The sequence below is a fragment of the Kitasatospora sp. NPDC096204 genome (assembly GCF_044763205.1).
Lineage (GTDB): Bacteria > Actinomycetota > Actinomycetes > Streptomycetales > Streptomycetaceae > Kitasatospora.
Map to the genome: position 1 here is coordinate 1 of NZ_JBIWFT010000017.1, position 12,758 is coordinate 12,758.

Genomic DNA, 12,758 nt, shown 5'->3' on the forward strand with positions numbered 1-12,758 from the left:
ACCCGCACCAGCGGCGCCGGGGCGGACAGCCGGTTGGCGACCAGCACCTCGATCACCTGGCCGTGCGTGAGGTGCGCGACCTCGCGGATCGGGCACAGCTCGTCGACGATCCCGGCCACGTCCAGCCGGCGCAGAAACTCGGCAGAGGCGGGCAGAGCGCCCAGACGCCTCTCCACCACGGGCGTCAACTCCACAGCGAAGCGTGGACGGTGCACCCGGGAACGACGTGAACGAGATATCGGCACGCCAGGCTCAACGACCGGCACCCCACCGAGGTACCGGTCGCATCACCACATCATCCGAACTCGTTATGTGCGAAGGACGGGGCTAGCCTCGCGTCCGCCCAGGTCGGCAGGCGGGGCTACACGGATTGTTCACGGATATGTACGGACGGCAGCCGTCGGAGCCGCCGGGTCGATAGGCTGGTGCGTGCCCGCGGTCGCTCCGTGGGGGGACATCGGAAGGGGACGACATGTCGACACCAGCCCCGGGTCGTCACGCCGCGCTTGACCAGGGTCCGACGGGCCCGTTCACCTCCCTCCAGCACGCCCTCAGACTGCTGGAGGCGGTCGACCGCCTCCCCGACGGCGCCACCCTGGTGGCCCTCGCCCGGGAGACCTCGCTCGGGCTTCCCACCGTGCGGCGGCTCGCCGAGATCCTGGAGGTCGAGGGCTATCTCCAGTGCCAGGACGGGGGTTGGCTGCTGGGCGGCACCTTCGCCCTGCTCGGTCAGCACAACCGGGAGCAGCTGGTGAAGGCCAGGCTCAACCGCAAACTCGCGGAACTCCGGGACGAGTTGGGTGCCGCGGTGTACTTCAGCCGGTACCACGACGGCGAGTTGTCGGTGGAGGCGGTCTCGGCCGCCGACTACGCCCCGGCCGTGCAGGAGTGGGTGGACTTCAAGGCGACCGCGCACGCCAGCGCGATCGGCAAGTGCCTGCTCAGCCAGCTGGACGTGGACGCCCGGCGCGACCACCTCTCCCGGCACCCGGTCGCCCGGCTCACCTCCCGCACCGTCACCGACGCCGACCAGTTGATGCACCGACTGGAGCGGCAGCCGGCCACGGTGCCGGTGCTCGACATCCAGGAGTACGCGCTGGGCACGGTGTGCGCGGCGGTGCCGATCACGGCGGGCAGCACGGTCGGCTGCCTGGCCACCTCGATGCCGGCGGACAACATCCACAAGCTGAAGGCCGCCGCCGAGCTGCTGGCGGCCCGGGCGGCGCCGTTGATGCTGGCGATGGCGGTCTGACGGCGGGTCGGCGGTCGCGCACGCGGGCCAGGGGAAGCCCTGCCGGGAAACCGGTGGGGCTTCCCGCGTTTCCCGTGACGTCGGCCGGTGCACATCACTTATTAGACTCGATGTCGATAAGGGTCGGCGAAACCCTTGTCCCCACGGCTACCCGCGAGTACGTTTCCCTGGAGCCGAGCCGCCCGCCCCCAGGTCAGGAGGGCCTGCCATGCCCCGTTCCACCCCCGTCCCCGCCCTCGCCGCCCCCGCCGCGCGCGTGCACGACAGCCTCGTCCTGGAGCCCCGGGACGTCCGATTCGACTGGGCCCAGCTGCCGCTGCACTGGATCCCGGACGAGCCGATGGCCACCCACGTCATCAACGTGCTGCACCTGCTGCTGCCCGAGGGCGAGCGCTGGTTCGTCAAGGTGTTCAAGGAGGCGCTGCCGCTCATCCGGGACGAGCAACTGCGCGAGGAGGTCCTCGGATTCATCGGGCAGGAGGCCATCCACGCCGAGGCGCACCAGGAGGTCCTGGACCACCTGCTCGGCCAGGGGCTCGACCCGCGGCCGTACGTCCGGCAGATCTCCTGGCTGTTCCAGCGCGTCCTCGGCGACAAGCCGGGGCTGACGGCGGCCCAGCAGCGGGAGAACGTCATCGAGCGGGTCGCCTTCATCGCGGCGATCGAGCACTTCACCGCCTTCCTCGGCAACTGGGCCCTCAACTCCCCGGGCCTGGACCGGGCCAAGGCCGACCCGACGATGCTGGACCTGCTGCGCTGGCACGGCGCGGAGGAGGTCGAGCACCGCAGCGTCGCCTACGACCTGATGGTCCACCTGGACCCGGGCTACCTGCGCCGGGTGCGCGGAATGGTGATCTCGGGGCCGCTGCTGGTCCACCTCTGGGTGCGCGGCGCCCGCTTCCTGCTCGCCGCCGACCCCACCCTGGAGGGGCGACTCAAGCCCACCTGGCGGGAGGCGGGCCGGATCGCCAAGCGCGGACTGCTGCCGGACCCGTTCGGGTCGATCCGCTCCGGGCTGCGCTACCTGCGGCCGGGCTACCACCCGACCCAGGAGGGCTCGTCCAGCCAGGCGCTGGGCTACCTCGCCACCTCCCCGGCCGCCCGCGCGGCCGCCGGGCGCGGCTGACGGCCGACGGGTTTCAGCGAACAGATGACGTCATCTGTTCGCTGAAATCTGAACGCTGAACGCTGAACGCTGACATCTGAACCCTGTCAGTTGTCAGTTGTCAGTTGCCGCCCGCCGCCCGCCGCCCCGCTCCCACCCAAGGACCCCGCCGGATGGACCTGCTCACCCCGCCCCCCGACCTCTACGGCCGCCCCCGCGCCGACGGCTTCATGCGTTGGCTCACCGCCTTCGGCGACCGCTACTCCCCGGCCCTCGGCGGTCCGCTGCTGCGCCGCAACCCCCGCCGCCCGCACAGCCGCCCCACCCCGGCGCTCGGCCTGGTCGTCGCCGAGCGCCGCCAACTGGCCGCCGACGTCGTCGAGCTGACCCTCGCCGACCCCTCCGGAGGCCCGCTGCCCGGCTGGCAGCCCGGCGCCCACCTGCGCCTCGTCCTGCCCTCCGGCCGCGAGCGCCACTACTCCCTCAGCGGCGACCCGGCCGACCGCACCGCCTACCGCATCGCCGTCCGACGGCTGCCCGACGGCGGTGGCGGGTCCGTCGAGGTCCACGACGCCCTGCACCCCGGCACCCGGCTCACCGCCCGCCGCCCCCGCAACGGCTTCGCCTTCTGCGCCGAGCCCGCCGTCCTCCTGCTGGCCGGCGGCATCGGCATCACCCCGCTGCTCCCGATGGCCCGCGAGGCGCAGCGCCACGGCCTGGACTGGCGCCTGGTGCACGTCGGCCGCAGCGCCGACACCCTCCCGTACACGGACGAGCTGCGCGCCCTCGATCCGCGCCGGGTGGTGCTGCGCACCGACGACGAGCACGGCGGCGTCCCCAGCGGCGCCGAACTGCTCGCCCACGCCCCGCGCGGTGCCGCCGTCTACTGCTGCGGCCCGGCCCCGATGCTCACCGCCGTGCAGCGCGCCCTGGACGGCTCCCCGGCCGCCTCGCTGCACTTCGAGCGCTTCGGCGCCGCCCCGATCACCGACGGCGAGCCCTTCACCGTTCGCCTCGGCGCCGACGGCCCCGCCCTCGACGTCCCCGCCGACCGCTCTGCCCTGGACGTGTTGCGCGAGGCCCGCCCGGACCTCCCGTACTCCTGCCACCAGGGCTTCTGCGGCACCTGCGAGGTCCGCGTGCTGGCCGGCTCGCCCGACCACCGGGACCGCCGCCTCACCCCCGAGCAGCGTGCCGCCGGCGCCCTGCTGCCCTGCGTCTCCCGGGCCGCCGAGGGCGAGACCCTCGTGCTGGACCTCTAGAAGGAGCCCCTCACCATGGCGAAAGCGACCCCCGCCTTCCGCTACACCGAGCGCGACCTCACCCGCTTCCGCGAGACCCAGCAGCTCGCCTACCACTGCGCCGAACAGGTCGCCGCCTGGATCGAACCCGGCGTCACCGAGCGGCAGGCCACCGCCGAGCTGCGCCGCCGCCTGGTCGCGGCCGGGGTGCAGGACTTCTTCCACGTCCCCTTCGCCTGGTTCGGCGACCGGACGGCGTTCCGGCACTTCCACACCCCGCTGCAGTTCTTCGCCGGCAACCGCCGGCTGGAGGAGGGCATGCCGTACGTGCTGGACTGCGCGCCCGTGGTGGACGGCTACACCGCCGACATCGGCTACGGCGGCAAGGTCGGCGAGAACCGGGTCTGGGACCGCCTGGCCGCCGACCTCGAGGTCTACCGCGAGCTGATCCTCGAGGAGGTGCGGGCCCGCAAGCCGCTCTCCGAGGTGTACGCCGCGGTCGACGCCCAGATCGCCGCGCACGGCTACGACAACCGCCACCAGGTGTACCCGGGCCGGGTGATCGGCCACCAGGTCACCCGCAACACCGCGCGCGGCCCCGCGGGGGTGAACGTCTTCGGCTTCGGCGTGCGCACCCTCCAGACCCTCGGCCGTGAGCTGATCTCCGAGCGGCTGCACGGGCGTTCACCGCTCTGGGCGGACGGGCGCTCGTCCCGGCACGCGCCCACCCCGGGCCTGTGGGCGGTCGAACCGCACATCGGCTTCCGGGGCGTGGGCATCAAGTTCGAGGAACTGCTGGTGGTCACCGAGGACGACGCCTACTGGCTCGACGACGACCTGCCGCACGTCCGCCGCTGGACCACGACCACCAGGCAGACTGCCACCCAGAACACCGCCGCCCCCGAGAACGCCGCCGCCCCCGAGAACACCGCTGCCGCCGAGCAGGCCGCCGCCCCCGAGAGCACCGCCGCCACCGAGCCGACCACCCTGGAGGCCACCCGATGACGAGCCCGTCGCAGCGCCGCCCGTCGCAGCGCCCGTCGCAGACCCCGGCGGCGCCCCCCGTGCGCCGCCGGACCGTCCACTCCGGTGGCCTCCCCCTCGCCGTCTTCGAGCAGGGCGACCCGGACGCCCCCACCGTCCTCCTCGTGCACGGCTACCCCGACACCCACGCCGTCTGGGACGACGTCGCCGCCGACCTCGCCCGCGACCACCACGTGGTCCGCTACGACGTGCGCGGCGCCGGCGAGTCCGCCGCCCCCGCCGACCGGTCCGGCTACCGCCTGGAGCACCTCGCCGAGGACCTGTTCGCCGTCGCCGACGCCGTCAGCCCGGACCGCCCGGTGCACCTGGTCGCCCACGACTGGGGCTCGATCCAGTCCTGGGAGGCCGTCACCGCACCCGGCGCCGAGCGCCGGATCGCCTCGTACACCACCCTGTCCGGCCCCAGCCTGGACCACATGGGCTACTGGCTGCGCCACCGGCTGCGCCGCCCCACCCCCCGCCACCTCAAGCAGCTGCTGCACCAGGGCCTGCACTCCTGGTACATCACCGCCTTCCACCTGCCCTACCTCGCCCCCGGCGTCTGGCGCCTCGGCCTGGCCCGGGCCTGGCCGCGGGTGCTGCGCGACCTGGAGCACGTCACCCCGCGCGCCGACCACCCGCAGCCCAGCCTGCGCCGCGACGCGGTCCGCGGCATCGAGCTGTACCGCGCCAACTTCCGTCCCACCCTGGGCAGTCCGCGCGAGCGGCCGACCGAGGTGCCGGTCCAGCTGATCACCCTCACCCGGGACCGGTACGTCGGCACCTACCTCTCCGAGGGGCTGGAGCGCTGGGCACCCGAACTGACCCGCAGCACGCTGCACGCCGGCCACTGGTCGGCGCTGCTGGAGAAGGGAGCCACCGTGGCCGGGATGGTCCGCGAGTTCACCGCCCGCATCGACGCGGGGCAGGCCCGAGGGGCCGAGGGCGACGGCCGGCTGGTCGTGGTCACCGGCGGCGGCAGCGGCATCGGCCGGGCCACCGCGCTCGCCTTCGCCGAGGACGGTGCCCGGGTGGTGGTCTGCGACCTCGACCTCGCGGCCGCCGAGCGCACCGCCGAACTCGCCTCGCTGATCGGTGCGAAGGCGCACGCCTACCGGGTGGACGTCTCCGACGGCGCCGCGATGGACGCCTTCGCGCAGACCGTCGCCGCCGAGCACGGCGTGCCCGACGTCATGGTCAACAATGCGGGCATCGGGCACTCCGGGACGTTCCTGCAGACCACCGAGAAGGAGTGGCAGCGGGTCCTGGACGTCAACCTCTGGGGCGTGATCCACGGCTGCCGCGCCTTCGGAACCCTGATGGCCGACCGCGGCCAGGGCGGCCACATCGTCAACGTCTCCTCCGCCGCCGCCTACCTGCCCTCCAAGGCGCTCACCGCCTACGCCACCAGCAAGGCCGCGGTGTTCATGCTCTCCGACTGCCTGCGCGCCGAGTTCGTCGCCCACGGCATCGGCGTCTCCACCATCTGCCCCGGCATCGTCAACACCAACATCACCCGCACCTCCACCTTCTCGGCCACCACCTCCACCGAGCAGGCCGCCAAGCAGGCCCGCGCCGCCAAGCTCTACGCCCGCCGCGGCTTCCCCCCGGAGAAGGTCGCCACCGCCATCCTCACCGCCGTCCGCACCGGCCGCCCCGTCGTCCCCGTCACCCCCGAGGCCAAGGCCGCCCGCTTCCTCTCCCGCCTCAGCCCCGGCCTCCTGCGCCTCGCCGCCCGCCTCAACGTCACCTGACCCGGCTTCGCGGGTGGACCCCGCCCCGGGTGGGCCGCGGTGGCCGCCCGGGGCTGTGAGAGCATCGAGGCCCATGGAGATGACAACGGCCCTGTGGTCCTTCGCCCTCGTCGTGGGGCTGCTGACACTCACCCCCGGTCTCGACACCGCGCTGATCCTGCGGACCTCGGCGCTGGGGCGGCGCCGGCAGGCGTGGGGGGTCGTGCTGGGGATCCAGACCGGGACGCTGCTCTGGGGGACGCTGACCTCGGCCGGGGTGACGGCGCTGCTGACCGCCTCGCAGGTGGGGTACGAGATCCTGCGCTGGGCCGGTGCGGCGTACCTGGTGTGGATGGGCATCGGGATGCTGCGCAACCGGGGCGGCGAGGCGGCGGCCGAGGAGGAGCCGGAGGACGGCGGGTTCGCGCACGGCTGGCGGCGGGGCACGCTGACCAACCTGCTGAACCCCAAGGTCGGGGTCTTCTACGTGGCCGTGCTGCCGCAGTTCATCCCGGCCGGGGCCCCGCACTTCGCCGCCGGCGTGGCGCTGACCTGCGTGCACGTCGTGGAGGGCCTGCTCTGGTCGACGGTCCTGGTGGGCTTTGCCCAGGCGCTGCGCGGCTGGTTGCGCCGGCCGGCCGCCCGACGGCTGATGGACCGGGTGACCGGCGCGGTCGTGGTGGGCTTCGGTGTGAAGCTGGCACTGAGCGACTGACCCCGCTCGCCCCGCTCGGCCCCGCCCCCGCTCCGCCCCCGTTCGGCCCCGTTCAGGCCGCGTGAGTACGGCGCTCCGGGCCGCCCGCGGTGGCGCCCCCGAGGTCCCCGAGGTCCCCGAAGCCCCCGTCACTGTCCGCTTCCGGGCGGGGCAGGTCGTGGTGGATCGGCCCGTCCGAGGCGCTCAGCGGCAGGCAGCTGCCGCCGCGCCGGTGGGCGACGATCTCGGCGGCGACCGAGACCGCCGTCTCCTCCGGGGTGCGGGAGCCGAGGTCCAGGCCGATCGGGGAGCGCAGCCGGGCCAGCTCGGCCTCGGTGAGCCCCGCCTCGCGCAGCCGGGCCGTGCGTTCGCGGTCGGTGCGCCGCGAGCCCATCGCGCCGACGTAGCCGACCGGCAGCCGCAGGGCGCGCTCCAGCAGCGGGATGTCGAACTTGGCGTCGTGGGTGAGCACGCACAGCACGGTGCGCCCGTCGATCCGGTCGAGCTGGGAGTCCAGGTAGCGGTGCGGCCAGTCGACCACCACCTCGTCGGCCTCGGGGAAGCGACGGGTGGTGGCGAAGACCGGCCGGGCGTCGCAGACGGTCACGTGGTAGCCGAGGAACTTGCCGATCCGCACCACCGCGGCCGCGAAGTCGATCGCCCCGAAGACCAGCATCCGCGGCGCGGGCACGTACGACTCGACGAAGCAGGTGACGGTGTCCTGCCGGTGGTCGTCGCAGGGGCGTCCGTCCAGGCCGAGCACGAGCCGGCCGGTGCGTCCGGCCTCCAGCATCGCCCGGGCCTGCGCGACGACCGCCCGCTGCAGGCCGCCGACCGTCGACGGGGCCGGTGAGAGCGCGCCCGCGACGCCGTCGGCGGTGACCGCCAGGGTGGCCCCGACCAGCCCGTCCGGCCCGGCGATCACCCGCACCAGCGCCACCGGCGTGCCCGCCGCGACGTGGGCGATCCCGGCGTCCAGGCCCGCGTCGGCCCCCGGCGCCACCGGCTGGACGAAGATGTCCAGGACGCCGCCGCAGGTCAGTCCCACCGCGAAGGCGTCCTCGTCGCTGTACCCGAAGCGCTCCAGGGCCGGCCGGCCGCTCGCGATGGCGGCCTGGCACAGCTCGTACACGGCGCCCTCGACGCACCCGCCGGAGACGCTGCCCACCGCCTCGCCGTCGGCGTCCACGGCCAGCGCGGCTCCGGGGTCGCGCGGAGCGCTGCCGGAGACGCCGACCACGGTGGCCACGGCGAAGGAGCGCCCGGTCGCGTGCCAGGCCAGCAGCTGCTCGGCGATGTCCTGCATGGGGTGAGGCTCCTTACACGGTTTCGACAGTAGCGGGCGGCGCCGCCGTACGGGAAACGATCCCGTACGGCAGCGGTGCTGCCCAGAGCCGCTGCTCAGGGCGGTGCCGCCCTGGGTGCTACCGCCCGGGGCCGTGTCGCCCGGGACCGTGTTGCTCGCGGTGCTACGGCCAAGCCGTGTTGCTCGCGGTGCTACGGCCAGGCCGTGTTGCTCGCGGCGCTACGGCCAGGCCGTGTTGCTCGCGGCGCTACGGCCAGGCCGCGTTGCCCGAGGCGCTACCGCCAGGCCGTGCCGCCCGTGGCGCCCCGGCCCGGGGCTCAGCCCGGCCGCTCGGTGGTCAGGTGCTCCGGTCGCACCGGGATCCGGTTGAGGGCCAGCCCGGTGGCGTTTCGGATGGCGGCCACGATGGACGGCGTCGCCGAGACGGTCGGCGCCTCGCCGACCCCGCGCAGCCCGTACGGCGCGTTGGGGTCGGGCAGTTCGAGCAGTTCCACGGGGATCGGCGGGGTGTCCAGGATGGTGGGGATCAGGTAGTCGGTGAAGGAGGCGTTGCGCACCTTGCCGTCCCGCAGGACGATCTCCTCCATCACCGCGAGGCCCAGTGCCTGGGTGCAGCCGCCCTGGATCTGGCCGACCACGGAGAGCGGGTTGAGCGCCTTGCCGACGTCCTGGACGGCGGTGAGTTCGACCACCTTGACCAGGCCCAGCTCCACGTCCACGTCCACCACCGCGCGGTTGGCGCAGAAGGAGTACTGGACGTGGCCGAAGCCCTGGCCGGTCTCCTTGTCGAAGGGCTGCGTGGGCCGGTGGCGGTGCACGCGGGTCTCCTCGACGGCCTCGTCACCGAGCAGGTCGACGACGGGGACCAGCACGCCGGCGCTCCTCGACACCACCTTGCCGCCGGCCAGCACCAGGTCGTCGTGGGTCCAGCCGTAGCGCCGGCGGCCCCGGTCCAGCAGTTCCCGGCGCACCGCCTCGGCGGCGAGCTTCACCGCGCCGCCGGTCATGTACGTCTGGCGCGAGGCGGAGGTCGAGCCGGCCGACCCCACCGAGGTGTCGGCCGGGTGGATGGTGACGTGCTCGACGCCCAGCTCGGTGCGGGCGATCTGGGCGTGCACGGTGACGCCGCCCTGGCCGACCTCGGCCGCCGCGGTGTGCACCAGGGCGACCGGCTCGCCGCCGATCACCTCCAGCCGCACCCGGGCGGTGGAGTAGTCGTCGAACCCCTCGGAGAAGCCGACGTTCTTGATGCCGACCGAGTAGCCGATGCCGCGTACGATCCCCTCGCCGTGCGAGGTGTTGGACAGCCCGCCGGGCAGCCGGCGCAGGTCGGGGCGCTCGGTGTCCAGCGGCGGCGGAAGCGGCATCTCCTTGGCCCGGCGCAGCAGTTCGGCGACCGGGGCGGGCGCGTCGATCCGCTGCCCGGTGGGCATGGAGTCGCCCTGCGAGACGGCGTTGATCTGCCGCAACTCCACCGGGTCCATGCCCAGTTCGGCGGCCAGCCTGTCCATCTGCGACTCGTAGCCGAACGCCGCCTGCACCGCGCCGAAGCCGCGCATCGCCCCGCAGGACGGGTTGTTGCTGTACAGCGCGAGGGCGTGCATCCGTACGTTCGGGATCACGTACGGGCCGTGCCCGAGCGAGGCCGCGTTGCCGACCACGGCGGGGGAGGTGGACGCGTAGGCGCCGCCGTCCAGCACGATCCGGCAGTCGGCGAAGACCAACTTGCCGTCCCGGGTGGCGCCGTGTTCGTAGTGCATCCGCGCGGGGTGGCGGTGCACGTGGCCGAAGAAGGACTCGTCCCGGGAGTAGACGATCTTGACCGGCTTGCCGGTGCGCTGGGCCAGCAGGCAGGCGTGGATCTGCATCGACAGGTCCTCGCGGCCGCCGAACGCGCCGCCGACGCCGGCCAGGGTGAGCCGGACCTTCTCCTCCGGCAGGCCGAGCACCGGAGCCATCTGCCGGCGGTCCGCGTGCAGCCACTGGGTGGCGACGTAGAGGTCGATGCCGCCGTCCTCGGCGGGCACCGCGAGGCCGGACTCCGGGCCGAGGAAGGCCTGGTCCTGCATGCCGACCTCGTAGTCGCCGCTGACGATCACGTCCGCGAGTGCCCGCACCTCGTCGGTCACGCCGCGGCCGGAGACCAGCCGCTGCTCGTGGCAGATGTTGCCGTGCGCATGGGACTTGTACGCGTGCGGCTCGTGCACGTACCCGTACGTCTCCGGGTCGAGGCACTGCTCCTCGGTGACGATCGGGGTGAGCACCTCGTACTCGACCGCGATCTTCCGCACCGCGCGCCGGGCCGTCTCCGGGTGGTCGGCCGCGACCAGCGCGACGGGCTCGCCGTGGTAGCGGATCCGGTCGATCGCCAGGGCCGGCTGGTCCTGGACGTCCAGACCGTAGTACTTGGTGCCGGGGATGTCCTCGTGGGTCAGCACCGCGTACACCCCGGGCACCTTGAGCGCCTCGGAGAGGTCCACCGAGAGGATGTTCGCCCGGGGGTGCGGCGAGCGCAGCGCCGTGCCCCACAGCATGTCCTCGTGCCAGAGGTCGGAGGAGTAGGCGAACTCGCCCCGGACCTTCAGGTTGCCATCCGGGCGCAGCGGCGAGCCGCCGATGCCGTCCTTGGACGCCTGGTCGATGCCCCGGAGGTTCTTCTGCCCCTGGATCGTCCGCCCGCTTGTCACACCGCTCGTGGTGACACCGCCCGCCGTACCGCCCGAGCCACCGCTCGCCGCACCGCCCGAGCCACCGCTCGCCGCACCGCTCATCGCGCACCGGCCTTCCCCGCGCCGCCCATGCGGGCCGAGGCCAGCCGCACCGCGTCCATGATCTTCTCGTAGCCCGTGCAGCGGCACAGGTTGCCGGACAGCGCTTCGCGGATGTCGTCGTCGCTCGGCCGCGGGTCGTCCGCCAGCAGCGCGTCGGTCTGCACCAGCAGCCCGGGGGTGCAGAAGCCGCACTGGACGGCGCCGGCGTCGACGAACGCCTGCTGCACCAGGCCCAGTTCGCCGTCCTGCCCGCTCAGGCCCTCGACCGTGCGCACGTCGCGGTCCTGCACCTGTCCGGCCGCCACCAGGCAGGAGCAGACCGGGACGCCGTCGAGGTAGACGGTGCAGGAGCCGCACTCGCCCTGCTCGCAGGCGTTCTTCGAGCCCGGCAGGCCGACCCGCTCGCGCAGCACGTACAGCAGGCTCTCGCCCTCCCACACGTCGTCGGCCTCGACCGGCTTGCCGTTGGCGGTGAACGTGACCCTCATGCCGCGCTCCTGATCTGCTTGCCGTAGTCGTTCCAGGTCCAGGTGAGGGTGCGGCGGGCCATCACGGCGAGCGCGTGCCGGCGGTAGTCGGCGGTGCCCCGGACGTCGTCGATCGGCGAGGCCGCGGCCTTCACCAGCTCGCCGAAGCGCCGGACCACCTCGGCGCCCAGCGGCTCCCCCGACTCCCACAGGCCCCGCTCGGCCAGCACGCCCCGGAGGTACTCCTCGGCCTCGACGGCGCGGCGCGGCGTGGGGGCGGCCGAACCGATGCCGGTGCCGACGGTGCCGTCGCGCGGGTGCAGGGCCAAGCCGAACGCGCAGACCGCGATCACCATGGCGTTGCGGGTGCCGATCTTCGAGAACTGCTGCGGCCCGTCCGCCACCGGGACGTGCACGGCCCGGATCAGCTCGTCGGCCGCCAGGCAGTTGCGCTTCACCCCGGTGTAGAAGTCGTCGATCGGGATCATCCGGGTGCCGCGCACCGACGCCGCCTCGACGAACACGTCCCGCCCGGCCGCCAGCAGCGCCGGGTGCGAGTCGCCGGCCGGGGAGGCCGCGCCGAGGTTGCCGCCGACGCTGCCGCGGTTGCGGATCTGCGGCGAGCCGACGGTGCGGGCCGCCAGCGCCAGCCCGGGCAGCGGGCCGGACAGCTCCGCGATGACCCGGGCGTACGGGACGGCGGCGCCCAGCCGGACGACGCCGCCGTCCTCGGACCACGAGGTGAGTTCGGCGATGCGGTTCAGGTCGAGGATCGCGGACGGCCGGTGCATGTCGAAGTTCAGCTCGACCATGACGTCCGTGCCGCCCGACAGGGGCAGCGCGGTCGGCTGCTCGGCCTTCGCCGCGAGTGCCTCGTCCCAGGTGGCGGGCCGAAGGAACTCCATGCGGGTGTCTCCTCACGTCGTCGCCCGCCGGGTGTCCGGCGGCCTGTCGCCCAGTGAACCGCTGTGACGCGGCCCACTGGCAGTCACCGATGGCATGAAGCCCCGGCTGTGAGCCCGCCCGGCATCCTGTACGTTCCTCTAAGCAGGGGAATCCCGCAGCCCAGGTGTTCGCCGGGTGCTACCTACGACCGTAATCCCGGCCGTGACGCGAGGGCTACGGACCCGCACACGCCCGTACGGCCAGGCCCTATCGTTACCCCT

At 73.8% G+C, this 12,758-nt stretch carries 10 protein-coding genes; 6 read left to right on the top strand and 4 right to left on the bottom strand.

Annotated features, from left to right (window positions below):
* Window positions 1-472 precede the first annotated feature (472 nt).
* The 6 genes from ACIQ87_RS19970 (at window position 473) to ACIQ87_RS19995 (ending at window position 7,069) form a co-directional block, all read left to right on the top strand.
* On the top strand, window positions 473-1,252 hold the full coding sequence (locus ACIQ87_RS19970) for an IclR family transcriptional regulator (protein WP_402408290.1): 780 nt from the start codon (window positions 473-475) through the stop codon (window positions 1,250-1,252).
* Between the two features lie 208 nt (window positions 1,253-1,460).
* A complete protein-coding gene (locus tag ACIQ87_RS19975) occupies window positions 1,461-2,378 on the top strand; it encodes a metal-dependent hydrolase (RefSeq protein ID WP_402408292.1) in 918 nt (305 codons plus the stop codon).
* A gap of 152 nt (window positions 2,379-2,530) precedes the next feature.
* The gene (locus ACIQ87_RS19980; protein ID WP_402408295.1) at window positions 2,531-3,619 is read left to right on the top strand and encodes a PDR/VanB family oxidoreductase; all 1,089 of its coding nucleotides are present in this window, start codon (window positions 2,531-2,533) and stop codon (window positions 3,617-3,619) included.
* A 15-nt stretch (window positions 3,620-3,634) separates the two neighbouring features.
* Window positions 3,635-4,603 carry a M24 family metallopeptidase gene (locus tag ACIQ87_RS19985; RefSeq protein WP_402408298.1) on the top strand — a complete coding sequence of 323 codons (969 nt, stop codon included), beginning with the start codon at window positions 3,635-3,637 and terminating at the stop codon, window positions 4,601-4,603.
* Entirely contained in the window at window positions 4,600-6,375 is a 1,776-nt protein-coding gene (locus ACIQ87_RS19990) for an SDR family oxidoreductase (protein WP_402408301.1), read from the top strand. Before ACIQ87_RS19985 ends, ACIQ87_RS19990 begins: the two co-directional genes overlap by 4 nt.
* A gap of 73 nt (window positions 6,376-6,448) precedes the next feature.
* The gene (locus ACIQ87_RS19995) at window positions 6,449-7,069 is read left to right on the top strand and encodes a LysE family translocator (RefSeq protein ID WP_392922023.1); all 621 of its coding nucleotides are present in this window, start codon (window positions 6,449-6,451) and stop codon (window positions 7,067-7,069) included.
* A gap of 52 nt (window positions 7,070-7,121) precedes the next feature.
* Here the strand turns inward: ACIQ87_RS19995 and ACIQ87_RS20000 are convergent, their stop codons facing one another.
* The 4 genes from ACIQ87_RS20000 to ACIQ87_RS20015 form a co-directional block, all read right to left on the bottom strand.
* Window positions 7,122-8,354: an XdhC family protein gene (locus ACIQ87_RS20000; protein ID WP_402408303.1), complete on the bottom strand. Its 1,233-nt coding sequence runs from the start codon at window positions 8,352-8,354 to the stop codon at window positions 7,122-7,124.
* Window positions 8,355-8,671: 317 nt separating this feature from the next.
* On the bottom strand, window positions 8,672-11,125 hold the full coding sequence (pucD, locus tag ACIQ87_RS20005) for a xanthine dehydrogenase subunit D (RefSeq protein WP_402408306.1): 2,454 nt from the start codon (window positions 11,123-11,125) through the stop codon (window positions 8,672-8,674).
* On the bottom strand, window positions 11,122-11,613 hold the full coding sequence (locus ACIQ87_RS20010; protein ID WP_402408308.1) for a (2Fe-2S)-binding protein: 492 nt from the start codon (window positions 11,611-11,613) through the stop codon (window positions 11,122-11,124). The genes pucD and ACIQ87_RS20010 overlap by 4 nt, the downstream gene beginning before the upstream one ends.
* On the bottom strand, window positions 11,610-12,497 hold the full coding sequence (locus ACIQ87_RS20015) for an FAD binding domain-containing protein (RefSeq protein ID WP_402408310.1): 888 nt from the start codon (window positions 12,495-12,497) through the stop codon (window positions 11,610-11,612). Before ACIQ87_RS20015 ends, ACIQ87_RS20010 begins: the two co-directional genes overlap by 4 nt.
* Window positions 12,498-12,758: the final 261 nt, after the last annotated feature.

Bases quoted from the DNA above. Each gene is read 5' to 3' on its own strand.
- ACIQ87_RS19970 (WP_402408290.1), top strand. From the start codon at position 473: ATGTCGACACCAGCCCCGGGTCGTCACGCCGCGCTTGACCAGGGTCCG.
- ACIQ87_RS19975 (WP_402408292.1), top strand. From the start codon at position 1,461: ATGCCCCGTTCCACCCCCGTCCCCGCCCTCGCCGCCCCCGCCGCGCGC.
- ACIQ87_RS19980 (WP_402408295.1), top strand. From the start codon at position 2,531: ATGGACCTGCTCACCCCGCCCCCCGACCTCTACGGCCGCCCCCGCGCC.
- ACIQ87_RS19985 (WP_402408298.1), top strand. From the start codon at position 3,635: ATGGCGAAAGCGACCCCCGCCTTCCGCTACACCGAGCGCGACCTCACC.
- ACIQ87_RS19990 (WP_402408301.1), top strand. From the start codon at position 4,600: ATGACGAGCCCGTCGCAGCGCCGCCCGTCGCAGCGCCCGTCGCAGACC.
- ACIQ87_RS19995 (WP_392922023.1), top strand. From the start codon at position 6,449: ATGGAGATGACAACGGCCCTGTGGTCCTTCGCCCTCGTCGTGGGGCTG.
- ACIQ87_RS20000 (WP_402408303.1), bottom strand. From the start codon at position 8,354: ATGCAGGACATCGCCGAGCAGCTGCTGGCCTGGCACGCGACCGGGCGC.
- pucD (WP_402408306.1), bottom strand. From the start codon at position 11,125: ATGAGCGGTGCGGCGAGCGGTGGCTCGGGCGGTGCGGCGAGCGGTGGC.
- ACIQ87_RS20010 (WP_402408308.1), bottom strand. From the start codon at position 11,613: ATGAGGGTCACGTTCACCGCCAACGGCAAGCCGGTCGAGGCCGACGAC.
- ACIQ87_RS20015 (WP_402408310.1), bottom strand. From the start codon at position 12,497: ATGGAGTTCCTTCGGCCCGCCACCTGGGACGAGGCACTCGCGGCGAAG.